The organism is Janthinobacterium sp. ROICE36, assembly GCF_002869965.1.
Taxonomy (GTDB): domain Bacteria; phylum Pseudomonadota; class Gammaproteobacteria; order Burkholderiales; family Burkholderiaceae_D; genus Janthinobacterium.
On record NZ_PEBS01000003.1, the window covers coordinates 79,742 to 103,621 of the forward strand.

At 62.3% G+C, this 23,880-nt stretch carries 23 protein-coding genes; 2 read left to right on the forward strand and 21 right to left on the reverse strand.

Features of this window, described 5'->3' with window-relative positions; genetic code table 11:
• From fliL to CSZ94_RS28435, 8 genes are all read right to left on the reverse strand, one after another.
• Positions 1-513 carry a flagellar basal body-associated protein FliL gene (fliL, locus tag CSZ94_RS02295; RefSeq protein WP_102120020.1) on the reverse strand — a complete coding sequence of 171 codons (513 nt, stop codon included), beginning with the start codon at positions 511-513 and terminating at the stop codon, positions 1-3.
• A 186-nt stretch (positions 514-699) separates the two neighbouring features.
• Entirely contained in the window at positions 700-1,992 is a 1,293-nt protein-coding gene (locus CSZ94_RS02300) for a flagellar hook-length control protein FliK (protein WP_102120021.1), read from the reverse strand.
• Positions 1,993-2,011: 19 nt separating this feature from the next.
• Positions 2,012-2,452: a flagellar export protein FliJ gene (fliJ, locus tag CSZ94_RS02305; RefSeq protein WP_102120022.1), complete on the reverse strand. Its 441-nt coding sequence runs from the start codon at positions 2,450-2,452 to the stop codon at positions 2,012-2,014.
• A gap of 32 nt (positions 2,453-2,484) precedes the next feature.
• Positions 2,485-3,801, reverse strand: coding sequence for a flagellar protein export ATPase FliI (fliI, locus tag CSZ94_RS02310; protein WP_258000739.1), 1,317 nt, complete (start codon positions 3,799-3,801; stop codon positions 2,485-2,487).
• Between the two features lie 89 nt (positions 3,802-3,890).
• Positions 3,891-4,604 (reverse strand): flagellar assembly protein FliH, encoded by a 714-nt coding sequence (locus CSZ94_RS02315; RefSeq protein WP_102120024.1) that lies wholly within the window; start codon positions 4,602-4,604, stop codon positions 3,891-3,893.
• A gap of 43 nt (positions 4,605-4,647) precedes the next feature.
• Positions 4,648-5,646, reverse strand: a complete 999-nt coding sequence (gene fliG, locus CSZ94_RS02320; RefSeq protein ID WP_034754023.1) for a flagellar motor switch protein FliG — start codon at positions 5,644-5,646, stop codon at positions 4,648-4,650.
• On the reverse strand, positions 5,639-7,354 hold the full coding sequence (fliF, locus tag CSZ94_RS02325) for a flagellar basal-body MS-ring/collar protein FliF (protein WP_102120025.1): 1,716 nt from the start codon (positions 7,352-7,354) through the stop codon (positions 5,639-5,641). The genes fliG and fliF overlap by 8 nt, the downstream gene beginning before the upstream one ends.
• Before the next feature lie 86 nt (positions 7,355-7,440).
• Positions 7,441-7,797: a hypothetical protein gene (locus CSZ94_RS28435; protein ID WP_258000742.1), complete on the reverse strand. Its 357-nt coding sequence runs from the start codon at positions 7,795-7,797 to the stop codon at positions 7,441-7,443.
• Here CSZ94_RS28435 and fliE point away from each other — a divergent pair.
• Entirely contained in the window at positions 7,694-7,996 is a 303-nt protein-coding gene (fliE, locus tag CSZ94_RS02330) for a flagellar hook-basal body complex protein FliE (RefSeq protein ID WP_258000740.1), read from the forward strand. The two genes, CSZ94_RS28435 and fliE, sit on opposite strands and share 104 nt — an antisense overlap.
• Positions 7,997-8,027: 31 nt before the next feature.
• On the opposite strand, the gene CSZ94_RS02335 is transcribed toward fliE, so the two are convergent.
• The 12 genes from CSZ94_RS02335 to CSZ94_RS02390 form a co-directional block, all read right to left on the reverse strand.
• Positions 8,028-8,774: a flagellar brake protein gene (locus CSZ94_RS02335; RefSeq protein WP_102120027.1), complete on the reverse strand. Its 747-nt coding sequence runs from the start codon at positions 8,772-8,774 to the stop codon at positions 8,028-8,030.
• Between the two features lie 25 nt (positions 8,775-8,799).
• Positions 8,800-9,126 (reverse strand): EscU/YscU/HrcU family type III secretion system export apparatus switch protein, encoded by a 327-nt coding sequence (locus tag CSZ94_RS02340; RefSeq protein WP_102120028.1) that lies wholly within the window; start codon positions 9,124-9,126, stop codon positions 8,800-8,802.
• Positions 9,119-10,306 (reverse strand): flagellar hook-length control protein FliK, encoded by a 1,188-nt coding sequence (gene fliK / locus CSZ94_RS02345; protein WP_102120029.1) that lies wholly within the window; start codon positions 10,304-10,306, stop codon positions 9,119-9,121. Before fliK ends, CSZ94_RS02340 begins: the two co-directional genes overlap by 8 nt.
• A 26-nt stretch (positions 10,307-10,332) precedes the next feature.
• A complete protein-coding gene (locus CSZ94_RS02350; protein WP_102120030.1) occupies positions 10,333-10,659 on the reverse strand; it encodes a flagellar protein FliT in 327 nt (108 codons plus the stop codon).
• 3 nt (positions 10,660-10,662) lie between these two features.
• The gene (gene fliS, locus CSZ94_RS02355) at positions 10,663-11,109 is read right to left on the reverse strand and encodes a flagellar export chaperone FliS (RefSeq protein ID WP_102120031.1); all 447 of its coding nucleotides are present in this window, start codon (positions 11,107-11,109) and stop codon (positions 10,663-10,665) included.
• Between the two features lie 21 nt (positions 11,110-11,130).
• On the reverse strand, positions 11,131-13,812 hold the full coding sequence (gene fliD, locus CSZ94_RS02360) for a flagellar filament capping protein FliD (protein ID WP_258000736.1): 2,682 nt from the start codon (positions 13,810-13,812) through the stop codon (positions 11,131-11,133).
• A gap of 231 nt (positions 13,813-14,043) precedes the next feature.
• Positions 14,044-14,415: a flagellar protein FlaG gene (locus CSZ94_RS02365; RefSeq protein ID WP_102120032.1), complete on the reverse strand. Its 372-nt coding sequence runs from the start codon at positions 14,413-14,415 to the stop codon at positions 14,044-14,046.
• Positions 14,416-14,499: 84 nt separating this feature from the next.
• Positions 14,500-15,963, reverse strand: a complete 1,464-nt coding sequence (locus tag CSZ94_RS02370; protein WP_102120033.1) for a flagellin N-terminal helical domain-containing protein — start codon at positions 15,961-15,963, stop codon at positions 14,500-14,502.
• A gap of 340 nt (positions 15,964-16,303) precedes the next feature.
• Positions 16,304-17,947, reverse strand: coding sequence for a GGDEF domain-containing protein (locus CSZ94_RS02375; protein WP_374703555.1), 1,644 nt, complete (start codon positions 17,945-17,947; stop codon positions 16,304-16,306).
• A gap of 129 nt (positions 17,948-18,076) precedes the next feature.
• Positions 18,077-18,724: a response regulator gene (locus CSZ94_RS02380; RefSeq protein ID WP_102120035.1), complete on the reverse strand. Its 648-nt coding sequence runs from the start codon at positions 18,722-18,724 to the stop codon at positions 18,077-18,079.
• Between the two features lie 30 nt (positions 18,725-18,754).
• Positions 18,755-20,257 carry a sensor histidine kinase gene (locus tag CSZ94_RS29150; protein ID WP_308410531.1) on the reverse strand — a complete coding sequence of 501 codons (1,503 nt, stop codon included), beginning with the start codon at positions 20,255-20,257 and terminating at the stop codon, positions 18,755-18,757.
• A gap of 17 nt (positions 20,258-20,274) precedes the next feature.
• On the reverse strand, positions 20,275-20,862 hold the full coding sequence (locus CSZ94_RS02390; RefSeq protein ID WP_102120036.1) for a hypothetical protein: 588 nt from the start codon (positions 20,860-20,862) through the stop codon (positions 20,275-20,277).
• Between the two features lie 115 nt (positions 20,863-20,977).
• Between CSZ94_RS02390 and greB the strand changes: the two genes are divergently transcribed.
• Complete coding sequence (gene greB / locus CSZ94_RS02395) at positions 20,978-21,550, forward strand: transcription elongation factor GreB (protein ID WP_102120037.1); 573 nt, start codon at positions 20,978-20,980, stop codon at positions 21,548-21,550.
• A 52-nt stretch (positions 21,551-21,602) separates the two neighbouring features.
• On the opposite strand, the gene CSZ94_RS02400 is transcribed toward greB, so the two are convergent.
• On the reverse strand, positions 21,603-23,876 hold the full coding sequence (locus tag CSZ94_RS02400) for a RelA/SpoT family protein (protein WP_102120038.1): 2,274 nt from the start codon (positions 23,874-23,876) through the stop codon (positions 21,603-21,605).
• Between the last annotated feature and the right edge of the window lie 4 nt (positions 23,877-23,880).

Sequence of the window (23,880 nt, forward strand, 5' to 3'; positions counted from 1 at the left end):
TTATTGAATGATGAATGCGGTAAATAATACGTCCGTCACGTCCTGCTCCGGCCCTTTGTCCTCGAACGGCTGGTTCACCTGATTGATGATTTCGGCCGCCAGTTGCTGCTTGCCTTCCACGGTATTGAGTTCGGATGCCTTCTTGCCGGACAGCAACAGCAGCAAGCGGCTGCGCACTTTCGGCATGTTGACCTTGATCAAGTCCATTTCTTCCGGGCTGCTGGCCTGCAAGGTAAACGCGATTTGCAGGTATTGCTCGCCATTTTCCGGCTGCAAGTTGACGGTGAAGGAGTCGATGGGCACGAAGACGGGCGGGCCTGCCTTGGAAGCGGCATGTTTCTTCTTGTTGGGCGCCGATTCTTCTTTATCGGCCTTGCCATGCAGGAAGTACCAGGCTGCACCGCCACCGATGCCGCCGGCCACCAGCACCGAGGCCAGCACGATGATCAGAAGCTTCTTTTTCGAGGCGCCGGCGGGGGCCAGGCCTGCATCTGCTTTCGGATCTGCTTTCATTTTTGGATTTGCTTTCAATGGTACTCGAGTGCATGGAAATGGATCACGACGCCATTATGTCATTATCGGCAAATTCTGCGCAGAAGGATGCAGTGAAAAGAGGGCGGAAGCGCCTTCAACTCGCTGTTTTTATACGAAAAGTTACGCTGTGGGGCGCGCCTGTGGCCCGGGGACGACGAATCGGCCTCAGGCAAAGGTATCCACGGCACTCAGGCTGGGCCGGCTGCGTCCGCCTGCCGCAGGCGCGATGGCGATCTCGCCACCCGATACGCCGCCGCCCTGGCCATTGCCGCGCCGCTCGCCCGAGGCGGCCCGTTCGCCATTGTTTTGCTGTTCCGGCGTGCCAGCCGAGACGGTGGCGCTGCCAAAGGCGATGCCCGCTTCGCTCATCATCTCGCGCAGGCGCGGCATGGCCGCTTCCAGCGCCTGGCGCACTTCGGGCTGGGCCGACATGAAGGCAGCATCGGCCTGGTCATTGGTGACCGTCAGGACCACTTGCACGGGGCCCAGGTCGGGCGGATTCAGGGTCAGGGTGGCGCTCTGGTCGCCACCGGCCGCCATCCACACGACTTTCTGCCCCAGTTGCTGGTCCCAGGCCGGCGTGCCGACCCGGCCCGTCAGCTTGTCTGCCGGCACGGCCATGGCGGCGGCGGCCTGCTGCAGCGCGCCTGGCTGCAACTGGACCGCCAGGCGGCTCAGGTCGGCTGGTGCTTCCTTGATGGTAGCTTCGGCCACGGCGCTGCCAGCCCTGGCGGTGGCCGCCAGCTGGGCGTCGATGGCCAGCTTTCCAGGCTCGGCCTTGCCGGTTGGCACGCTGGTGCCTGGCGTGGCTGTTGTCTTGCCTTGGGCCTGGCCCAGGCTGTCGGCAAAGTCGCCGCTGTCGGCTTGCGCGATAACGGTGGCGGCGGCCTTGCCGCTGCCCTGGCCGGCTGCCAGCAATGGCCCTGTGGCCAGGTTCTTGCCGTCGGCCTTGACGCTGGCGCGCGCGGGCAGTTCCGGCAAGGCCTTGGCTGCTGCCGCTGGCGACTGGATGGCTAATTGGATGCTGCCCACCAGGGCCAGCATCTCGGCTGCCGGATCGGCTGGCGGCGGTGCTGTCGCGGTGGGCGTGGCGGGCACGCTTGCCTCGGCCGCAGTGCTGGAACCATCGCCGGTGGCGGGCGCGGCCGCCTCGCTGGCCGGTGCGGATGGCTGTTCGCTGTTGGCGGCCTGTTCGGTGCTCGTTTGCGCCGGCTTCGTTTCCTTGGCCGGCGCCTGGGCGGGTGCCTGCGTGGCGGCAGGGCTGGCGGGGCGGGCCGCCGGCGCTTGTACTTGCGCTTGCGCCATATTGCGGCTGGCCTGGCGTTGCTCGATCTGGCGGTTCAGGGTGCGCTGGAAGTCGCCGGCCGTGCCGCCGCTGGGCGGCTGGCTGCGGTTGGCGGCGCCCGGCGTGGCGTTCGGCGAGACAATCTGGGAAATCGGGTTTTGCAGGGTTTGCATGATGCTGTCTCAGGGTTGCTTAGCGTTTGTAATAGGCTTGTCGCGCCGCGTGCTCATCCATTGCTTTCTGGTCGCGCTTGTTTTCCAGCTTCAGCGCCTGTTCCTGTGCCCGGTTGTTCAGGGTGGTGTACGACATGCGCTTGCGTTCGGCCAATTGCCAGCGCATCTTTTCATTGTCGCTGCGTGCCTGCGCATGCTCGACCACTTGCTGCTGGCCCAGGATGGCGCCGTCGAGCTTGACCATGAAAGCCTGGAAGTTGCGGTAGGCCATGGGCGTAATGCCATTGCTCATGCTCGCCTCAAAACGCTGGGCATAGTCATCGCGGTAGCCCGATAGCATGTCGAGTTTCTGGCGGCAATCGTCCAGCGCTTTCAGGGCCGCGCCCAGGCGCTTGGCGCAGTCATCCGTTTCGCGCTGGGCAAGGTCGATCAGGGTTGCAAGTTGGGAAGGGGAAGCCATGGTTGATTATATTCCCGCTGTGCAAGCCCTCATCAGTCGAATAGAGCGGTAAGTTGCCCCAAGCTCTCGTCCATGCTGACCCGCTCCGTAATTTGCTGTTGCAAAAAAGCCTCGATCTTTTCATGCAGGGCGATGGCCTGGTCCAGCACGGGGTCGGTGCCGGCGCTGTAGGCACCCACGCTGATCAGGTCGCGGCTGCGTTCATAGCGCGAATACAGTTGCTTGAGCTTGCGCGCCTGCTGCTGGTGTTCCGGCGTGGTGATCGAGTGGGCAGCGCGTGAAATCGATTGCTCGATGTCGATGGCAGGGTAGTGTCCCGCCTCGGCCAGGCGGCGGTTGAGCACGATATGGCCGTCGAGAATCGCGCGCGCCGAGTCGGCGATCGGGTCCTGCTGGTCGTCGCCCTCGGTCAGCACGGTGTAGAAGGCGGTGATCGAGCCGCCGCCTTCTTCGCCATTGCCGGCCCGTTCCACCAGCACGGGCAGCTTGGCGAAGACGGACGGAGGATAACCCTTGGTGGCAGGCGGTTCGCCGATGGCCAGGGCAATTTCGCGCTGCGCCATGGCGTAGCGGGTCAGCGAATCCATGATTAACAGCACGTTTTGCCCCTGGTCGCGGAAATACTCGGCAATGGCCGTCGCATACGCGGCGCCCTGCAGGCGCATCAGAGGTGGCGTGTCGGCCGGCGCCGCCACGACGACGGAGCGGGCCAGGCCTTCGGCGCCGAGGATTTGCTCGATGAATTCCTTCACTTCTCGACCCCGTTCGCCGATCAGGCCGACGACGATCACGTCCGCCTCCGTGTAGCGGGCCATCATGCCCAGCAGCACGCTCTTGCCCACGCCGGAACCGGCGAACAGGCCCATGCGCTGGCCCCGGCCTACGGTCAACATGGCATTGATCGAGCGCACGCCCACATCCAGCGTGGTCACGATGGGGGCGCGGCCCAGCGGATTGGCAGGGCGCACATTGATGGGGGCGCTGTCGGTCGTGAGCAGGGGGCCCAGCTGATCGAGCGGCCGTCCTGCGCCATCGAGCACGCGGCCCAGCAGTTGCGGACCTACGGGCAGGTGGCGCGCGCGGTCGCTGGGGCGGCGGCGCGGGTGCGCCACGCTGCCGGGGCGGGGAATGGCCGGTTCGACGGAAAACACGCGCGTGCCGGGCACGATGCCCTCGACGTCGCTTTGCGGCATCAAAAACAGGCGCTCGCCTTCAAAGCCCACCACTTCCGCCTCGACCCGCCCGCCATTCGGCAGCGGCACGGTGCAGGCGGCGCCCACGGCCAGGCGCAGGCCCACCGCTTCCATCACCAGGCCGGCCACCCGCGTGACCCGGCCCGAAATTTGCATCGGTTCGACAAAGCCGACCACGGCCGAACAGTCGCTCAGATAGGCGCGCCAGCGCGCCGCATGGGCTTGCGGGCCTTTGACGGACTCGCTCACGGCGCCAGCCAGTCCAGGTCCTTGCCCAGCGCATGCGTCAGGCGCTGCCAGCGGGTGGAACTTTGCGCATCGATCTGGTTGCTGGCCGTGTCGATCTTGCAACCGCCGCGTTCCACGCTGGGGTCTTCGATGACACGCCAGCCACCTTTGTCGAGCTCATCGCCGATGCCGTCGCGTACCACTTGCGCATCTTCGGGATTGAGCATCAGCAAGGCTGGTTGTTGCAGGACGGGCAAGTATTCAATGGCTTCGCGTACCATCGGCAGCATCAGCTCTGGGCGCACGGGCAAGGCCGCTTTCAGCATGCCCTTGGCCAGTTGCAAGGCCAGTTCCATGACTTCGTTGGCGATCAGTTCATCGGCCTGGTGCACGGCCGTGCCGAAGTCGACGGCGATGGTTTGCAGATGCGCCAGTTCCACGCCGGAGGCGGCCTTGCCTTCGGCATACGATTCCGCATGGCCATCGGCATGCCCGGCCGCGTGGCCTTCCGCATAGCCGGCGGCGCGGCCCTCATCGAAGGCCGTGGCGCGCGCTTCCTCGCGGATGGCGTCAAGTTCTTCCTGCGTCGGATACTCGAGCGGCGGCGCCAGCTCTTCTTCCGACAGCTCGCCGTATGGATCCATTTCCGGGTCGAATTCGGGTTCAGGATCGGGTTCGAGCAGCTTGCGCGCCGCCACCACGCTGGGACGCTCGTCGCCAAACGAGGTCATTTCCCAGCGCTGGTAAGCGGTTTGTTGCTCTTTGGGTATTAAATTAGACAAACGAATCCTCGCCTTTTCCACCCAGTACTATCTGCCCTTCGTCCGCCAGGCGGCGCACGATTTGCAGGATCTGTTTCTGTTGCGATTCCACTTCCGACAGGCGCACGGGGCCTTTCGACTCCAGGTCTTCGCGCATCATCTCGCCCGCACGCTGCGACATATTCTTGAAGATCTTGTCGCGCAGCTCTTGCGAGGCGCCTTTCAGGGCGATGATCAGCATTTCCGACTGCACTTCGCGCAGCAGCAATTGAATGCCGCGGTCGTCGATATCGATCACGTTGTCGAACACGAACATTTCGTCCATGATCTTTTGCGCCATGTCGTTGTCGTAGTTCTTGATATTGTCCATGACGGAGCCTTCTTGCTCGCCGCTCATGAAGTTGAGAATCTCGGCCGCCGCGCGCACGCCGCCCAGCGACGATTTCTTGATATTTTCGTTACCGGACAGCAGTTTCGTCAGCACGTCGTTGAGTTCGCGCAAGGCGGCCGGCTGCACGCCGTCCAGGGTGGCGATGCGCAGCACCACGTCGTTGCGCAGGCGGTCCGTGAAATGGCCGAGGATTTCGCAAGCCTGGTCGCGTTCCAGATGGACCAGGATGGTGGCGATGATCTGCGGGTGCTCATTGCGGATCAGCTCGGACACGGATTGCGAATCCATCCACTTCAGCGATTCGATGCCGGACGCATCCTTGCCGCCCAGGATGCGCGACAGCAGCACGGACGCCTTGTCGTCGCCCAGCGCCTTGGTGAGGACTTGACGGATGTATTCGTCCGAATCGAGGCCGACCGTGGAATTGAGTTCCGTCTGCGCGCGGAAGTCGCCGAGCACTTCGACTACTTGCTCGTGCGCGATGCCCTTCATGGTGGCCATGGCGGCGCCCAGTTTCAGCACTTCGCGCGGGCCGAGGAATTTCATGACCTCCGCCGCTTCGCTCTCGCCCAGTGCCAGCATCAGGATGGATGCTTTTTGCAATCCCGTTGTCTCAGTCATTATTGCCTATCCATGCTTTGATTACGTTGGCGACCACGCGCGGATCTTCCTGTGCCAGTTTCCGGGCCATCGCCAGGTTTTCGCGATAACCGCGGGCCGTATCTTCTTCCAGTTCTTCCAGCTCGGCTTCGCTGAGCAGAACTTCGTTGTCGTCGCCATCCTTGGCCAGTTCCGGCTCGATGACGGGCGGTGGGGCGCCGAAATCGTCGATCTTGCGCATCACGGGGCGCAGCATCGGGCGCACGATCTTGATGAAGATATATAGCAAAATCAGGGCCGTGATGAGAAATTTCGCCAACTCCTTGGCCAACGGCAAGTTGGCCGGGTCGCGCCACCATTCCAGCTTGCCTTCCGGCGCGCGGTCGATGCCGTCGAAGGGCGAGTTGGCCACGCTGAAGCTGTCGCCGCGCTCCTTGTTGTAGCCCATCGCTTCCTTGACCAGATTATTGATCTGGACCATTTCGGCAGGGGAAATCGGCTTGACGGTGACCTTGCCATCCTTGTCGATCGTGCGGCGGTAGTTGACGACGACGGCCACCGACAGGCGGCGCAAGCCGCCCATGGATTTCTGCTCGTAGCGCACTGTCTTGTCAACTTCATAGTTTGTCGTCGACTCCTTTTGCGTGGGCGCCGTCGGTGCGCCTGGCGCTGCGCCCGGTGCTTCTGCCGTCAACGGTGCCGTCGCCACGCCGGGTGGCTGGTTCGACAGGGCGCCGGGCACGCCGGACGGGTTGGCATTGCCGGCGCCCGTCGATTCGCTCGTTTGCTGGCTGCGGATGGTGGACGCTTCCGGCGGCGAGTTCGGTTTGTAGGTTTCTGCCGCCTGCTCGCTTTGCGAGAAATCCACGTCGGCCGTCGCTTCGGCGCGCACATTGCCTTCGCCGACGATGGGCAGGAGGATCGATTCGACTTGCTTGATCACGCTTTGCTGCAACTGCTGCACGTACTTCAATTGGTTCGGGTCCAGGCTCTTGATGCCGTTGGCGCGGTCCTTGTCCTTTTCCTGGTTCGACAGCAAGGTGCCGGCCTGGTCGACCACGGTGACATTGATTGGCAGCAATTCCGGCACGCTGGACGCCACCAGGTGCACGATGGCGCTTACTTGTAGCTGGTCGAGGCCGCGGCCCGGGTGCAGGTTCAGCAGCACGGAAGCCGTCGGTTTTTGCTGTTCGCGCACGAAGACGGACGGTTTTGGCAGGGCCAGGTGGACGCGCGCCGTGTCGACGGCGGACACCGATTCGATCGATTTCGCCAGTTCGCCTTCGAGCGCGCGCTGGAAATTGACCTGTTCCAGAAATTGCGAGACGCCCAGCTTCTGGTTTTCCATCAGCTCGAAGCCCACGTTGCCGCCCTTCGGCAAGCCTTGCGCTGCCAGTTTCAAACGCGCGTCATGGACTTGCTCGGACGGCACGAGAATGGCGCCGCCCCCTTCGGAAAACTTGTGCTTGATGCCCAACTGGTCCAGCGACGCGGTGATGGCGCCGCCGTCGCGGTCCGTATAGTTGGAAAACAAGACCTTGTACTCGGGGGGCTGATTCCACATGTACAAGGCCACGCCGATGGCAATCAGTGCTGCCACGCCCAGTCCGCGCAGGAAATTCTTGCCCATCGGCGTCTTGGCAAAGGCTTGCACGGACTCCACGGGCGAGCGGGCAGGCGCCGGTTCCGGCGGTATGCGGTTCACATCGATTTCTTCGGCTACAGCCATGATTGCCTTCCGGGGCGCGTGTTATTGACGGGTATTGGGTGATGCGTGGGGGCCGCTTCCTCCGGAGGAGGGGACGATATGCAGAATTATCCGCCACTGTCATGCGCTTCAATCGTCCAAACAGAAGGCGCTTTTGCCGCCTGCTCGGCCGAGCGGCTGGCGTTGGCACTGGTATTGTGGAACCTTGGCAACATGTGACGGAAGTTATTGTACCCGTCGTTGCCTTGCTGGCTGGAGTTTTGTTCTCCGGAAGCAACAGGCATGGAACAGATATGAAGCAGACCAGAATCGGGAGGCAAAGTGAAAACAGGCGGTATCGATAGCAGCAGGATCGAGGCGATGATCGCGCAACTGAAGTCGGCGGCCACGCGGCCGGAGGCGAAAATACCGGCGATCCAGACCGAGATGCCGGCGGCGAAGGTGAATTTTGCCGATGCTTTCAAGAGCGCGCTCGACTCTGTGAGCAGCTCGCAAACGGCATCCTCGGACCTGGGCAAGCGCTTCACCATGGGCGACGACAAGGTCAGCCTGTCAGACGTGATGGTGTCGATGCAAAAGTCCAGCATCGAATTCCAGGCGACGGTGCAGGTGCGCAATAAATTAGTGTCGGCGTATCACGAGATCATGAATATGCAGGTTTAAATCTAATTTACCCCAGCGTTCGGCTGGGTTATCAGCTGAGTCCAGCCATGCGCGCATTCCTCTCACGCTCCAGGCGCGTGATATAGCGTTGCACATGCGCCAGCATGCTGCGCGGCAGGTCGACGAACTGGCAGCCCAGGCGACGGTTCAGCTTATTGTTCAGCAAGGTCATGTCCAGCGAATTGCGAATTTGCAAGGTGGCGGTGACGATGCCGACGTCGGGCAAGTCGATGCGACAGCCGGGATACTCCCTGCCGATGGTCTCGCCCAATATCAGTTTATTGTCCAGGATGGCAATGCCGCCGCAGCTGATGTCGGCCAGCGGAAACAGGGTCTCGGCGCCGCCCAGCGAGGGCGGCAGGGGAATCGAGACGCGTACGGGATTGCTCACGGGCGTGGTCATGCGGTAATACTCGCGCCGCTGCAAGCGGATCAATGTTTCCGGAATGGCAATTTTCAAGGCGGGCGTGCCGCCGTACTGGCACTCTTCCACCAGGGCGCTGGCAAACAGGATGCGGATCTTGTCGAGCGAGGTTTCAAACGAGATGCCGGTGGCGGCCAGCATGCGCCGGTTCTGGTCGGCGTTCACGGAACGGTCGAGGATGACGGTATTGCGTTCGGCATCGACTTCCAGGATGGAGGTGACGCACACATCGGATTCTCCGTGGATCAGCATGCGGATCAGCTGGTTCTTTTCGCTGATGCTGCGCAGCAAGGCGATGATTTCCCGCCGCGATTCCACTTCAAAATCATGCCAGTTTTCGAGACCGGAATCCATAATATGTGCTTGCATTGATGCCTGTCTATGTATCGGTGAGGTTGACGCTGGTGTCGGGCGGCGGCGGGATCGGTCCGCCCTTCGCAGATTCAATATGATATAACCAGGCCAGCAGTTCCGCAATCGCCCGATACAGGCCGGGCGGAATCTGGCGGTCCATGTCGACATCCATCAGCAGCGCCACCAATTCCTTCGATTCATGCACAAAGACGCCGTGTTCGCGCGCCGTGCTGATGATCTGGTCCGCGATCAGGCCGCTGCCCTTGGCCACTACCTTGGGCGCCGGCGTGCCGCTCTGGTAAGCCAGTGCGACAGCCGTTTGCGGCACCTTGCGCTTGGTGTCGTCAAGCATCATCTGCTTCCGCTGGCTCGGCCGCCTCCGGCTTGCCGGCGATCGTCAATGACGACAATGGCCAGCCGGCGGCGTCCAGCGACGCTTCCAGCGCCGCCGCGTGCTGGCGCAGGGTGTCGGCGCTGCCTTCGCTGCCGGCCTGCAACTGGATGGACACGCGGCCGCCCTGCAAGACCACGTGCGCAGCCAGGTCGCCCAGCAGGGGAAACTGGAAGCGCACATTGCTGCGCCAGGCCGTCGCTTCTTCGTCACCATCGCGACCATCGTGCTGCTGGCTTTCCGGCGCATCCTGGCTGATATCCCACTGCATCTTCTGGCCGGGCCAGGCTTCGCCCTGCCACTGCACGCGCGCCTGTTCGTGCGTATGCAGCTGCAAATTGATCAGTTGCGCCGAGGCCAGGTCGGTGCCCGTCCTGGGCGTCTCGCCCGGCTGGGCCTTTTGCATTTGCGGTTCCAGCAGCAGCGAGGCCAGCGGGCGCTTGCCTTCGGCCCATTCGGCCACATGCGATTCATAGAACAAGCCGCTGTTGCCGAGCGTGTCGCGCAGTTTTTGCGCCACTTGCGCCGGATCGGTTCCCGGCGCGGCCATCAGCGGTGTCTTGCCGACCAGCGCCAGGGGCGCACCGGGCACGCTTTCCGCCTGGCTGAGCACCGTGCTGAGGGCGCGCGCGGTGGTGCTCAGTTCCGGCGCCGGCGTATCGCTTGCCAAGGCGGGCAGCAAATTGGCCGGCGTCAGGGGCGCGCGGCTGAGCAGGGTGGCGGCCGTGCTGCTGGCGCGCGTGCCCGCCTGGGCGGCACCGGCCTGGGCACCGCGCGCTTCAAGGGCGTCGGGTTCGGCCTGCGCGTCGGCATACGTCAGCAGGGCGCTGGCGGGCTGGTCGCGGTGAGTGCCGATTTGAAAAGAGGGGCGGGGGTTGATGCCGATCAAGGTCAGCGGGATTTCCGTGCCCAACTGCGCGCCGGCCGGCAGCTGCATGCGTGCCGGCGTGCCAGCCACGCGCACCAGGAAGCTGCCGTCGCCCATGCGGGCCAGCACCTGTCCCTGCATGGATTTGCCGATCAGCCCCTGCAGCGAGCGCTGGAACTCGGCCTGGCGCGGGTCGGCGACGGCATCGGCCGCCCGCGCGCCCTTGACCGGGGTCAAGGGCGTCATGCCGATCGTATCCATCTTCGGCAACATGGTATTTTGCCTTGCCCCTTGTGCGTTTAAACGCCGTAGGCGTTGGCCAGGCGCCGTTCGGTGCCGGTGCTGTTGATCAGCTTGGACAATTGCGCCATCCACGGCATGGTCAGGTCGCGGATCTTGCGGTCATCTTCCAGTATCTGCTTGATCAGGGCGACCTTGCGCTGACGGCCGGCGCTTTCCAGCACGACTTTTGCTTCATTCGCCTTCAGCGCTTCCACGTGCGCGCTCACTTGCTGCTCCAGCGCTTCGAGCGCGTCCCAGTCGGCGTTGCTGGCGGCAGTCACCATCCAGCCCATCAGGGACTGCATGGTTTCATAGGTGGTCAGGACTTCTTGGTTGGTCATCATGGGTCAGGCGCTCGCAAGGCTGGGTCTACGTTTCAAATCGGCGCCGGGAATGGCGGCGGGCGTGGAACCGATGGCGTTCCAGGTTTCGCGCAAGTCGGTCAGCAAGCGCTGCACTTCTTCCAGCAGGGTAATATCGTTGTTCAGGTTAGCCGTCAGCAGGCGCGCGCCCATGTACTCGTACAGGGCATCGAGGCCTTCGGCGATCTGGCCGCCCGCTTCCTTGTCCAAGCTGGCACGCAAGCCATTGTCGATGATCTGGATGGCTTTCGAGATGGACTTGCCTTTTTCTGGAATATTGCCCGATTTCATGTGCACTTGTGCGCTGAGCACGGCCACCAGGGCACCGTCGTACAGCATCACGATCAGCTTGTGCGGCGAGGCCGAGCCTATGCCCGTTTCCAGGCCGACCTTGGCGTAGGCATTGACGCCGCGTTGTTGGGTTCCAAACATATATTCTCCTGATGATGGCGCTTAACGGTTGGCGGCGATGGCGGCCAGCTGCTGGGTTAAATAGGTTTGCGTGCTCTGTAATTTGTTCAGGGATACGTCCAGGCGCGAGTACTGGGCGCGGTAGCGCGCTTCGATGTCGTTCAGTTTTTCGCTGAACTTGTCGCGCTGCGCCGCCACCGACTTGATGCTGTCGTTGATGCCTTTGGACTTGTTGGTGAGCATGCCGTCCGTACCCAGGAAGGAAGTGGCCAGGTTGTTCAACTGATAAGCATAGCCTTGCGAGAAACTAACCGTGCCGCGCGAGCCGACAACGCCGCCGGTCACGTCAATTTTCAAGCCTTCCGCTGGCGAACCGGGTGCACCCGTCAGGCTCTGGCCGGAGCCGACCACAGGTTGCCCGCCCAGGGTGCCAGCCACGTCGGCGCCCTTGACGGGTTTGGCTGTGCCAAACAGACTCTCTATACCGGTCCCCGTGCCGTTGCTCAAGGCCAAATTCGATACCGAACCATAGCGGCTAGACACCAGGACCAGTTTGCCGGTACCGTCGATCGAAGCGGAGACCGTCGAGCCATTGTCTGAAAAAGCCTTCACGCCGTTGATCGACGATTGCATCAGCGATGCCATCTGCGCCGGCGTATAGGTGCCCGCCGGTATCGTCACCTGGGCCGTATTCTTGGCCGCCGAAGGGTCGGTATCGTTGAGGGTGACATTCCAGGTGGTGTCGCTGGCAATCGTGGTGCTGGCTGCCAACACGCCATCGGACGTGAGCGAACCCTGGCTAGCCATGGTGGTGATGGTCAGGTCATAGGTGCCTGGCTTGGTGGCGGCCGTCGAACTGGTGAAGGCCACGTTGCTGTCGCTGGCCTTGCCGATGGCTGAAAACAGGCCGGCGATATCATTGAAATTTGCACTGATCGCCTTGTCAAGCTTGCTGCTATCCAGGGCCAGGCTGCCATCTTTTTGGAAGGAGATACCCACCTGACTCAGATTGCTCATGCCGCTGCTCAAGCCGGTAATCGGCGCGCCCAGCTGCCGGCGCAGCTGGCTCTGGATCGATTGGACGGTCGAGTCGCCCAGCAATACGCCACCCGTCTTGGTGTCGGGATTGAAGGCTGTCATCTTGCCGATCGAGGTGTTCAATTCATTGTAGGCTTTGACGAAGGCGGTGATGCTGGTCTTCACCGTCGAGGTATCCTTGGCCACCGACAGGCTGGACGTGCCTATCTTGGTGATGCCCAAGGTGACGCCTTCGATCGCTGTATCGACGTTGTTCGAGCTGCTGGTGATGGCAATGCCGTTGACGCTGAAGTTGGTGTTTTGCGCCGCGCTGTTCTGCTTCAGGTTCTGCGTGCCGGAAGCATCGTAGGACAGCAGACCGTTCAAGGCGCTGTCGGCCGGCTGGCCATCGCTGCCGCTGAGCGAAATCTTCATGGCCGAATTGGCACCCGTCTTGGTCGAACTGAGCACCAGGTGATACGGCTTGTCGCTACCGTCGGACACGATGCTGGCGGTGACGCCCAGGCCCGCGTTATTGATGGCATCGCGTATGCCTTGCAAGCTGTTGTTGGTGGCGTCGATCACCACCGAGCCTGTCGCCTGCGTGCCATCCTGGGTGAAGTTCGTGTTCATGTAGCTGCCGCCCGTGCCTGCTGTCAGTCCTGCTGCTGCAGGGTTGCTGCCGGCGACGACGATGGGGCTGGCATTGCCCGAGGCCAGGGTGATCGAACTGGCAAGCGTGACATTCGAACCATCGTTGGTGGCATTGGCGGCGTGTCCGATGCCGCCCATGACACTGCCTGTGACCACTTCTTCGATGTTAAGGTTGGAACCATCGGCACGCGTAAATTGCAAGGTGCCGTCTGCCGCCTTGCCAGTGACGGTGATATTCGCCGCCGCCAGCGCATTCGAGACGGCATTCGGACCGGTAAGTGTCGTGTCGAGCGAGGCGGCCGTGATGCCGCTGCCTGCGGCGACGCTGTTACCCTGGGTCACGATCTCGATGCCGCCAACCGACAGCGTATAGGTACCGTCCGCACCGGTGGCGATATTGCCGAAGCCGCTGAACATGGAGGCGTTGCTGGCCGTTGGCTGGGCCGTGGCGGTCACGCCCGTGGTGCTGCTCTTGGCGTTGATGGCGTCCGCCAGCGCGCGTGCGCTCTTGGTGCTGGCATCCGTCGGAATGGCCGTGCCGTTCATGATCAGCGAGCCGTTGCTCACGCCCGTGAGCAGGGTGCTGCCGCCCAGTGCCGTGCCCGTTACACCAAAAGTGCCGCCGGCGAGCGAGCCCAGCTGAAAGGAAACCGTGGTCTTGGCGCCGCTGCCGATAGTCGACAGCTTGCTGGCCATGCCGCCCGATGTCAGCGTCTGCGCCTGCGCCAGCTGGGAAACGTTGATGTTGTAGCTGCCGGCGACGGCCTTGGCACCGGCACTGGCCGAGAACACCAGCGGATCGGACGGCGTGGCGCTGACGGCGCGGAAGTTGCTCGAATTGGTCAGCGCCGACAATGAGCCCTGGAAAGTACTGACGGCGCCGCTCAGAGCGCCCAGGGCGCTGAGCTTGGCCTGGTAGGAGGCCGTCTTCTTGTCAAAAGTACCTAGCGGCGCCGCTTCCGCGGTCATCAGCTTGTCGATGATGGCGCCCACGTCCAGGCCGCTGGCGCCGGCGCCGATGCCAACGGATGATAATGTAGGGGTAATGGCCACGGAATGCTCCTAGGAAAACGCTAATATAAGCTGTTATCGGCAGAATCAATCAGGACTTGAGAGGGGGATTTACCGCGCTGTTTTCAGCGGGAGCAGAAAAATGGAGGAGTGACAGGAAACTGTTGCTCAATTTTTAATAAAAAGACGGGGCTGGATAGCCAGGCTATCGTACCCCGTGGTCATGCCAATGCATACTGTCACGATGCTGCAAGTCCGTGTGCAACGCCATCGTTATGCGCTTTGACTGATCAGCGAGCCTTTGGTGGAGTCAAAGGTCTTGGCCAGTTCCAAGGCTTCCCTGGTGGGTATCTGGCGCAGTACTTCCTTTGTTTCCTGGTCGATGACCTTCACCACCGTGCGCTGACTGTCTTCATCGATGGAAAACTCCAGGCCTTGCGTCTTCATTTGCGACGATTGGTTCAGCGCCGATACCGCCTTGTTCAACTGCTCCCGGCTGGGTTCCTTGCCGGCTTGCTGTGGCGCAACCGTGCTGTTCTCCGTGGCAGCCCGTGGCGCTGCCGGGCGCGCTGCCGACGTGTCCGCAGACACATAACTCTTGTCCATCCTGGCCGCGGAGGCGGCCGCTATCGTGTCGATAGTCATGGTGCTCTCCTAGTGAAAATTCCCCTGCCAAAAAAATCCGGCAGGGGAATCAGAGTCCTACGCTGTTGCCTGGCTAATCGGAGATTAGCCGCGCAGCAGGCTCAGGACACCGTTTGGCAGCGAGTTTGCTTGCGCCAGCATGGCCGTACCAGCTTGTTGCAGGATCTGGCCACGGGTCAGGCTGGCCGTTTCCGAGGCGAAGTCCGTATCGACGATGCGGCTGCGCGATGCGGACAGGTTTTCCGTCGTCGATTGCAAGTTGGAGATCGCCGACGAGAAGCGCGATTGCAAGGCGCCGTACTGGGCGCGTTGGCCGTTCACCGTTGCCAGTGCTGCATCGGCAATTTTCAGTGCCAACTGGGCGCCGTCAAACGAAGTCACGTCCAGTGAAGCTACCGATTTCAAGTCCGATGTCTTGTTCGTGGCTTTCAAGCCCGACGTGTCGGTGATGGCAAAGCTGCCTGGCGCATCGTAGGTAACGGTGCCGTTGGCGACGGCGACCGCGTTAAGGGCCTTTGCGTCAAACGCGGAACCTGTCAAGGTTTTGTCCGCCTTGTAGGAATCGATATTGAAGACGGTGTTGCCAGCAGCTGCCGTGTTTTTGATGGCAATGTCGGCGCCGTCGGCATGCGTCAGTTTCATGCTGCTGGTCGATGAATCGTATTCTGCGGTGACGCCGGTTTTCGACGTTTGCGCATTGATTGCATTGATGCCTGCTGCATAGTCGGAAGCTGACTGGCCGGCGCCCACCGAAAAGGAAATCTGTGCTTCTTTGCCAGTGGCAGTATTGTCGCCCACGAGGGTGAACGAATAGGCTTCGGTGGAGCCGAGTTTCAGGCTGGTGGCGGTCTTGGCCGTTGCCGTCACGCCCGTATCGGCGCTTACCTTGTTGACGCTGGCGGCGATGGTTTGCGCGCTGTCGTTGGCTTTGGTGGTGACAGTGGAGGTGCCGCGTGCGCCGGCGACGATCACCGATCCAGCCGTTGCCGTTGCCGAGGTGGCGAGGACGGCGGTCGCATCATTTTGCACGCGATTATTGCCGTAGGTGCTAGTCAGGAAGTTCGCGCCGCTGGCGGAAATCAGCTGATTGGCATCTGCGCCGACTTGGAAGTTGGCCGTGCCCATGGTGCCATCCAGCAGCGCCTGGCCGTTGAACGAGGTCGTGGTGGCGATGCGGTTCAGTTCCGAACCCAGTTGGCCTACCTCGGTTTGCAGCGCCTGGCGGTCGCTCGACGAGTTCGTCGAGTTCGACGATTGCACTGCCAGTTCGCGGATACGTTGCAGGATGTCGCCCGAGCTTGCCAACGCGCCTTCAGCCGTTTGCGCCAGCGAAACGCCGTCGTTTGCATTGCGGGTGGCTTGGGTCATGCCGCGAATTTGCGACGTCATGCGGTCGGAAATCGCCAGACCAGCAGCATCATCCTTGGCGCTGTTGATACGCAGGCCGGAGGACAAGCGTTGCAGCGAGGTGGCCAGGGACGATTGCGAAGTCGACAGGTTGCGTTGCGAATTCAGGGACGAGATGTTGGTATTAATTACTGCAGCCATGATGTTTCTCCAGACAGATACTACATTGCGCTATGTGCTAGTCACTTTGGCCTGCCCCGCTGTTCCGGGACAATCAAGCCGCTGTTATTTAGGGTAACGGTTGCTCTGCGGGAAAATTTATGGCGGAAAGTGCTTTAAATTTTAATTTTTAGCCCTTCAGTTTGTGCAAGACGGCGCGCTAAACGGCATGATTTTGGGAAACTTGAGGGTGAAAACAGTTTTATTTTCATATCGCGTGGATGCTGGCGAAGTGCAGGAAGGAGAGTGATTGTTGTTGTTTTGAAATGAAAAATGCCGTCCGGCTGGGCAGCGGGACGGCATATCATGCAGCGGGCCGGGCTCAGTCCGCCACCACCACGCGATTCTTGCCCGTCTGCTTGGCCTGGTACATGGCGCGGTCGGCGCGCTTGACCAGCTCGGCCTGGTCTTCGTTGGGCAGGCGCAGGGCCACGCCGGCGGAAAAGGTGATCAGCACTTTTTCGTTGTCGTGCAGGAAGAAATGCCGGGTCAGTTCGCGCTGCAAGCGCGTCATGGTCGACGCGGCCGCTTCGACCGTGGTTTCCGGCAGCAAGATGAGAAATTCCTCGCCGCCGAAGCGGGCGATGACGTCCATCGAGCGCAGGGTTTCCTTGACGATCTTCACCAGGTGTTTCAAGGCGGCATCGCCAGCCAGGTGGCCATACGTGTCGTTCAGGCGCTTGAAATCGTCCAGGTCCAGCATGGCGATGCACAGCGGGGTGCCGCGGCGGTCGGAGCGGGCCGTCTCGCGCTCGAACACATCGTCCAGGCCACGGCGGTTCAGGCTGCCTGTCAACTGGTCTTCCCGCACCAGTTCGCTCATATGCTGGAGCTTCGCTTCCAGGGTGTGGATGCGCTGTTCCGCATCCTGTACTTCCTGGCGCGCCAGCACCATTTTGTCGCGTGCGCGCAGGGCTTCGTTCTGCACCATGCGCGTTTCGCGCAAAACTTCGTCGAGAACGCTGTTCAATTCGCTGATATTTTCCGCCTGGCTGATCTTTTCCGAATAGCCGCCGATCTTTTCATGGAAGTCGCCCGTGCTGGCCGCCACTTGCCCCAGGCGGTCGATGAAGGTCATCATCATGTTCTTCACCGTCAGCTTGACGTCGGACAGGCTGTGCTTGAGCTGGCTCTGCTTGTAGATGACTTCCTTCAGGCTGCGCGTGGCGTCTTCCAGCGCGCGCTGGTCGAGCGGGCCGGCGATCAGGTTTTGCACGGCATCGACCTGGCCGCGCAGCCAGCTGTCGTCGTCGAGCAATTGGCTGACGTTGTCCAGCAACAACTTGAACAGGCGCAGCAGCAATTCCTGCTGTTCGGCCGTGTCGCCGCTTTTGAGTTCGATCTGGTAGCACAGCTGCTTCAGGCGCAGCGCCGCTTCGTTCAGCGCCTCTTCCGTGTGCGCCAGTTTGATGGCCGCGCCCAGGGATTCGGCTTCTTCTACCAGCGCGGGCGTGCCCGTCAGCAAGGTGGCGACGGCAAAGCCCAGGGTGCGGCTGAGCAATTCACGCAGGGTGCGCGTCTGTTCGCCGTCCGGCAGGGGCGGCAATTCGATGCCGCCGCCTTTCTTGACCTGTTTTTCCGCCAGTTGCGCCAAGGTGCGCGCATAGCTGTCCCAGTCGCGCGCTTTGAGGGCGCGCTGGAAGCGTCGGCCAAAGTCGCCCAGTTCGCCCGCCGATTCGCTCATCTTGGCGGCAAATTGCGTCAGGACGTTTTCCGCGCCGCTCTCCGTGGGAGCGCTGGCGGCCAGCACGGCAGCCGGGGTGGCAGGCGTATCGTCCGGTTCGCTGATGCCGGCGATTTCATTGTAGATATCGCGGTAGGCGCTCGGCGTGGGGGCGATGCGGCGCGTGGCCAGGCGTCGAAACGCTTCGCGGGCGATATCGGCCGGATTCATCGCCGCAGCGGCGGCGGTAGTCGTGGTGCCAGCGGGCGCGCTTGCTGGTGGAGTTGGCAATTTACTGGACATGTAGGCGCAGCCTTTTCAGATATTTCTCATTATCCCCATGATAGGCGAGTTGGCAAAGAACTTATTGTGCGAGAAGCAAGGAGAAGTCCTGTCAATTCGCCCGATGCCAGCGGGCATGCCGTTTTGTAGTCAATCCACCAGCTGGTTGCGGATGGCGTAATGCGTCAATTCGGCGCTGTTCTTGAGTTTCATCTTGACCAGCAAGCGGGCGCGGTATTCGCTGACGGTTTTCACGGATAATTTGAGCTCTTCGGCGATGGCGCCCACCGCCTTGCCCGAGGCGATCATGACCAGGGTCTGGTATTCGCGGTCCGACAAGGTGTCGTGCAAGGCCGTTTCGTGGTCTTCGCCCACCGTGCTGGCCAGTTCCTGCGCCAGCGAGGCGCTGATGTATTTCAAGCCTTGCGCCACCTGGCGGATGGCCGTGACCAGTTCGCGCGGGGCACTCTGTTTCGTCAGGTAGCCGGCCGCGCCCGCCTTGAGCGAACGGATGGCGTACTGGTCTTCGCGGTGCATGGAGAGCATCAGCACGGCCAGTTCCGGCTTTTCCTTCTTGATCTGCTTGAGCACCTCGATGCCGCTGCGGTCGGGCAGGGAGATGTCGAGCAGCAACACCTGGCATTTCGAGCCGCGGAACAGTTTGATGGCGTCGTGGCCATTTTCAGCCTCGCCGGCAACGATGATGTCCTTCGTATCGGCGAGGATTTGTTTCAAGCCCTCGCGCACGATCGCGTGATCGTCGGCGATGAATACTCGGATGGTGGCTTTTTCTTTCATGACGACGTTGTTTCCTATCTTATTCACCCACTAGGCCGTGTCTGACGGCGGCCCGCTGTGCGCGGGCGCACTGGCTGCAGCCGCTATTATCGCCTCTCGCGCTGTGGTCAGCCGGATTTTTATGCTCAGGATGGTGCCGCCGTCCGGTCCATCCGTCAGGCTCAGGGTGCCGCCCAGCGCGCTGGCGCGTTCGGCCATGCCGCGGATGCCGAACGATTGCGGCTTGGCGCGGTCGGACAGGCGCATGCCGACGCCATTGTCGGCGATCGACAGGCTGATATGCTGGCGCTGCCGGGCCAGGCGCACGGTCACCTTGCTCGCCTGCGCATGTTTGGCGATATTCGTCAGCGCTTCCTGGGCGATGCGGAACAGGCTGGTTGCCTGGTCCAGCTCCAGATCGATGTGCTGACAGTTCGAAATGAACTGGCATTCGATGCCGGCCTGGCGCGCGAATTCCTTCACCTGCCAGTCCAGCGCGGCAACCAGGCCCAGGTCCAGCATGGAAGGACGCAAGTCCAGCGAAATACGGTGTACGGCGTCGATGCTGCGGTCGACCAGGGCATCGACATAGTCGGCCTTTTCCTGCAACTGCGGGTCGTTCGGGGGCAGGCGGCGCGCCAGCATGGCCAGCGCCATCTTGATCGCCGTCAAATTGCCGCCCAGGTCATCGTGCAGTTCGCGCGCCAGACGCGTGCGTTCGTGTTCCTTGACCTTGTCGATATGCGCCGTCAGTTCGGCCAGGCGGGCGCGCGACTGGCGCACTTCGATCTGTTCGAGCCGGCTTTCCGTGATATTCGTCATGATGCCTTCCCACTGCACCGTGCCGTCGGCCAGCGCGCGCGGCGTGGAGCGCAGGTTGATCCATTTGACGTCCTTCCAGGCATCGATCCAGATCCGGCCTTCCCAGTTCCAGCTCCACAAGGCCGTCTTTGAGGCCTGCATCGACTCGAGATACGAGGCGCGGTCGTCGGCCAGTATCAGCTGGTAGAACAGTTCCGGGCGCGCATGCAGCTGTGCCGGCTCCAAGCCCAGCAAGGCCTGGCAGCCATCGCTCAGGTAGGCAAAAGATGCCCGACCATCCGCATGCAGGCAGAACTGGTACACCAGGCCCGGCGTATTCGAGACGATGGCGTTGAAGCGCGACTGCACCTGCGCCAGGGCGGCGGCCGTCGCCTGCGGCGTGCGCAAGTCTTCGCCCTCGGCCAGGAGCAGGGCGCGCCCCTGGCGGCTGGCGCGCGACAGGTGCAGGCTGAGCGAATACCGGCTGCCATCGCGGCGGCGCTGCTGCACGTGCAGCAGGGCTTGCGCGCCGATGCTGTCGTCCAAAGTCGCCAGCACGGCGGCCAGCTGCTGCGCGTCGAGCTGCGGCGCCAGGGTGAAGGGCGTCATCGTCAGCAATTGCTTGCGTGCATATTGCAAGTTGTCGCAGGCGGCATCGTTGGCGTCCAGCAATTGCAAGCTGGCCGCGTCGTACAGGTAGATTTCCGGCGCCGCCGCGCGCATGGCGGGGGCCAGCCGGGGAGTGTCGTGCATGGAATGGCCTTTCTTCATCAGCGGCGGGCGCGCCAGAAAGCGGCGAAGCGGCGCAGCACCCTGGCTGGGCGGGATTGATGGCGACCTGGCGTGCTCTTGCGCAAGCGCTGCCACCAGGCGCGGCGGGCGCGGCCCAGCGCGGCCGACAGGCGGCTGACGCGCCGCCACGGACGCGTGGCGCGCAGGCGGGCGATCCAGCGGTCCTTGGTTTCCATGAACAGGCCATGCCAGCGCGCAAACCACGGCAAACTGAGCAGGGTAGGGCGCGTCAGGCTGTACAGGCGGGCCACGGCGGCCGCGCCGCCCAGCTTGGCGATGACGATCACGCCGATGCCGGAAAACGCATGGCCGCGCGCGATCGCCAACAGGGCCAGCAGCTTGACGGGAAACAGCAGTACGGCCGGCAGCGCGAAGACGGCCAGCGCCCAGTACGGCGGCAGCCGCTTGATCCACGCTTCGAGCGCATGCAGGGGCGGAAATTGCGCCACCACCTGCATGATGCGCGCGCCCGTCGCCCACAGCCATTCCTCGATCAGCAGGAAGATGGCGGCCAGGTAGACCAGCGGCGCGAACAGCCAGCGCCTGACTCTGTAGAATTTTTTCATCCGTCTCCGTGTGCGGCGCAGGTTTGCCGCGATTGCCTCGATGATACGTCAAAAAAGCCCGTTTGCCCCTGCATCCGGTGTGTCTGTGGCGCGCTGGCGGGGCTACAATAGGCAGATGAATAAAGCCTTTGTAAAAGAATCCGACAACGACGACGATGAAGAAGCGGCCGTGCTGGCGCTGGCCATCCCCGCCGGCGCCAAGAACTACATCACGCCGGCCGGCTACCAGCGCATCAAGGAAGAGTTGCTGCAACTGATCGACGTCGACCGTCCGGAAGTGGTGCGTATCGTGCATTGGGCGGCGTCGAATGGCGACCGTTCGGAAAATGGCGACTATATCTATGGCAAGCGGCGCCTGCGCGAAATTGACCGCCGCATCCGCTTTCTCACCAAGCGCATGGACCTGGCCGCCATCGTCGACCCCAGCGTACACCATGGCAACGACCAGGTGTTTTTCGGCGCCACGGTAACCTACCGCACGAGCGACGGCGAAACGCACACCATCACCATCGTCGGCATCGATGAATTCGACCCCCTGAACGGCAAGATCAGCTGGGTCTCGCCGATGGCCCGCACCATCACCAAGGCGCGCGAAGGCGACCTCATCACCCTCAACACGCCGCTGGGCGAGCAGGAACTGGAATTGCTGGAAGTGACGTATCCGGCGCCGGGGGGAGACTTGATCTGATGTTCGGCGCATGAAAAAACGGCTGGGCAGAGAAATCTGGCCAGCCGTTTTTTTAATTGCGCTCCCGGAGTATCCGGTTGACCCCGGCGACGCGGCGCACATTGCGCAGCAGGGCGGCCAGGTGGACGCGGTCCTTGACTTGCACGGTGAAGCGCAGCTGGTCGAGGACGTTGTCCTTGTCTTCGTCCATGCCCACATAGATGATATTGGCGTCGGACTCGCCGATTTCGGCGGCCACGCGGGCCAGGATGCCCCGTTCGCTGTTGATCAGCACCTTGATGCGGCAGTCGAAGCGGCGGTTCAGTTCTGTTCCCCAGCGCACGGCGATCCAGCGGTCCGGTTCCTTGGCGCGCTGGCGCTTGGCTTGCGAGCAGTCGCTCGTGTGCACCAGCAAACCCTGGTCGCGGCGCAGCTGGCCGATGATCTGGTCGCCGGGAATCGGCAAACAGCAGGGCGCCAGTTGCACCGAGACGCCTTCGCTGCCGCAAATGGTAACGGGGTCGAGTTCGCTGCCGTTATTGTGTTCCACCGGCATGCTGGCCGCTTCGCCGCCGATCAGGCCGAAGATGTGGCGCGCCACCAGGGTGGCCATGCGCTTGCCGATGCCGATGTCCGCATACAGCTCGTCCATGGAATTGGCGCTCGACTCGTTCAGCAGGCGTTCGACCAGCGGCGCCGGCAGGTCGGCGTCGATATTCAGCGTCTGCAGCGCCTGCGATAGCAGTTGCTGGCCCAGGGCGATCGATTCGGGCAGGTTGATCGTGCGCAAATGGTGGCGGATGGCCGAACGGGCCTTGCCGGTGCGCACGAACGATAGCCAGGTAGGGCTGGGGCGCGACGAGGAATCGGTGATGATTTCAACGATGTCGCCATTGTGCAGCTCGGTGCGCAAGGGCGAGGTTTCGTTGTTGATCTTGACGGCCACGGTCTGGTCGCCGATGCCCGTATGGATAGAATAGGCGAAGTCGATGGCCGTGGCGCCGCGCGGCAGGGCGATGATCTTCGACTTCGGCGTAAACACATAGACGGAATCGGGGAACAGGTCGACCTTGACGTGTTCGAGGAATTCGGCCGAGTCGCCCGTCTGCTGCTGGATGTCGAGCAAGGATTGCAGCCACGCATGGGTGCGCTGCTGCAAGTCGGACGGGTTCGATTCGCCGCTCTTGTACAACCAGTGCGCCGCCACGCCCGATTCGGCCGTGCGGTGCATTTCCTGGGTGCGGATCTGGAATTCGACGGGGGTGCCGTAGGGGCCGATGACGGTCGTGTGCAGCGACTGGTAGCCGTTCAGCTTGCGGATCGCGATGTAATCCTTGAACTTGCCCGGCATGGGCTTGTACAGGCTGTGCAGGGTGCCCAGGGTCACGTAACAATCGGCAAAACTGCCCACCACCACGCGGAAGCCGTACACGTCCAGCACTTGCGAGAACGACAAATGCTTGTTGCGCATCTTTTTATAGATGTCGTACAGGGTCTTTTCGCGGCCCGTGACGTCGGCCTCGAGTTCGGCCATGGACAGGGTGCTTTTCACCGCTTCCATGATCTTGTTGACCACTTCGCGCCGGTTGCCGCGCGCCGCCTTGACGGCTTTCGCCAGGGTGCGGTAGCGCATCGGGTACAGGTGCGAGAACGACAGGTCCTGCAGCTCGTGGTAAATATTGTTCAGGCCAAGGCGGTGCGCGATCGGCACGTACACTTCCATGGTCTCGCTGGCGATGCGGCGCTTTTTTGCCGCCGTCATGAAGTCCAAGGTGCGCATATTGTGCAGGCGGTCGGCCAGCTTGATCAGGATCACGCGCACGTCGGACGCCATGGCCAGCAGCATCTTGCGGAAGTTTTCCGCCTGCGCTTCGATCTGGCTCTGGAATTCGATTTTTTCCAGCTTCGACAGGCCGTCGACCAGGTGCGCCACGGGCGCGCCGAAGCGCTCGATCAACTCTTCCTTCTTGACGTCCTGGTCTTCCATGACGTCGTGCAGCAGGGCGGCCATGATGGCTTGCGCGTCGAGTTTCCAGTCGGCGCAGATTTCGGCGACAGCGATCGGATGCGAGATATACGGCTCGCCCGAGCGGCGCATCTGGCCCAGGTGCATTTCGTCGGAGAAGCGGTAGGCTTCCTTGACTTTTTTCAGGTCGGCGGGGGACAGGTATTCGGCCAGCTTGTCGGCCAGCTGGCTGACGGAGGCGACGCCCGGTGCAGGCGCTGCAACAGTGCCGCTGCCGGACGTGCCGACACCGGGCGTGGAAGCACCCTGTGGTTTTGCCGCCTGGCGCGGGGCCAGGGGCGGCAGTGCTGCAGAAGTCGTGTCGGCTGGGGTCAGACTCATAAAA

Bases quoted from the DNA above. Each gene is read 5' to 3' on its own strand.
- CSZ94_RS02370 (WP_102120033.1), bottom strand. From the start codon at position 15,963: ATGGCTGCAGTAATTAATACCAACATCTCGTCCCTGAATTCGCAACGC.
- fliE (WP_258000740.1), top strand. From the start codon at position 7,694: ATGATCGCGCAACTGAAGTCGGCGGCCACGCGGCCGGAGGCGAAAATA.
- CSZ94_RS02350 (WP_102120030.1), bottom strand. From the start codon at position 10,659: ATGATGACCAACCAAGAAGTCCTGACCACCTATGAAACCATGCAGTCC.
- fliI (WP_258000739.1), bottom strand. From the start codon at position 3,801: ATGCAAATTTCGGGCCGGGTCACGCGGGTGGCCGGCCTGGTGATGGAA.
- fliL (WP_102120020.1), bottom strand. From the start codon at position 513: ATGAAAGCAGATCCGAAAGCAGATGCAGGCCTGGCCCCCGCCGGCGCC.
- CSZ94_RS29150 (WP_308410531.1), bottom strand. From the start codon at position 20,257: ATGCACGACACTCCCCGGCTGGCCCCCGCCATGCGCGCGGCGGCGCCG.
- CSZ94_RS02380 (WP_102120035.1), bottom strand. From the start codon at position 18,724: ATGAAAGAAAAAGCCACCATCCGAGTATTCATCGCCGACGATCACGCG.
- fliK (WP_102120029.1), bottom strand. From the start codon at position 10,306: ATGTTGCCGAAGATGGATACGATCGGCATGACGCCCTTGACCCCGGTC.
- CSZ94_RS02365 (WP_102120032.1), bottom strand. From the start codon at position 14,415: ATGACTATCGACACGATAGCGGCCGCCTCCGCGGCCAGGATGGACAAG.
- CSZ94_RS02335 (WP_102120027.1), bottom strand. From the start codon at position 8,774: ATGGATTCCGGTCTCGAAAACTGGCATGATTTTGAAGTGGAATCGCGG.
- fliJ (WP_102120022.1), bottom strand. From the start codon at position 2,452: ATGGCTTCCCCTTCCCAACTTGCAACCCTGATCGACCTTGCCCAGCGC.
- fliS (WP_102120031.1), bottom strand. From the start codon at position 11,109: ATGTTTGGAACCCAACAACGCGGCGTCAATGCCTACGCCAAGGTCGGC.
- CSZ94_RS02400 (WP_102120038.1), bottom strand. From the start codon at position 23,876: ATGAGTCTGACCCCAGCCGACACGACTTCTGCAGCACTGCCGCCCCTG.
- CSZ94_RS02300 (WP_102120021.1), bottom strand. From the start codon at position 1,992: ATGCAAACCCTGCAAAACCCGATTTCCCAGATTGTCTCGCCGAACGCC.
- fliG (WP_034754023.1), bottom strand. From the start codon at position 5,646: ATGACTGAGACAACGGGATTGCAAAAAGCATCCATCCTGATGCTGGCA.
- CSZ94_RS02340 (WP_102120028.1), bottom strand. From the start codon at position 9,126: ATGCTTGACGACACCAAGCGCAAGGTGCCGCAAACGGCTGTCGCACTG.
- CSZ94_RS02315 (WP_102120024.1), bottom strand. From the start codon at position 4,604: ATGACCTCGTTTGGCGACGAGCGTCCCAGCGTGGTGGCGGCGCGCAAG.
- greB (WP_102120037.1), top strand. From the start codon at position 20,978: ATGAATAAAGCCTTTGTAAAAGAATCCGACAACGACGACGATGAAGAA.
- fliF (WP_102120025.1), bottom strand. From the start codon at position 7,354: ATGGCTGTAGCCGAAGAAATCGATGTGAACCGCATACCGCCGGAACCG.
- CSZ94_RS02390 (WP_102120036.1), bottom strand. From the start codon at position 20,862: ATGAAAAAATTCTACAGAGTCAGGCGCTGGCTGTTCGCGCCGCTGGTC.
- CSZ94_RS02375 (WP_374703555.1), bottom strand. From the start codon at position 17,947: ATGTCCAGTAAATTGCCAACTCCACCAGCAAGCGCGCCCGCTGGCACC.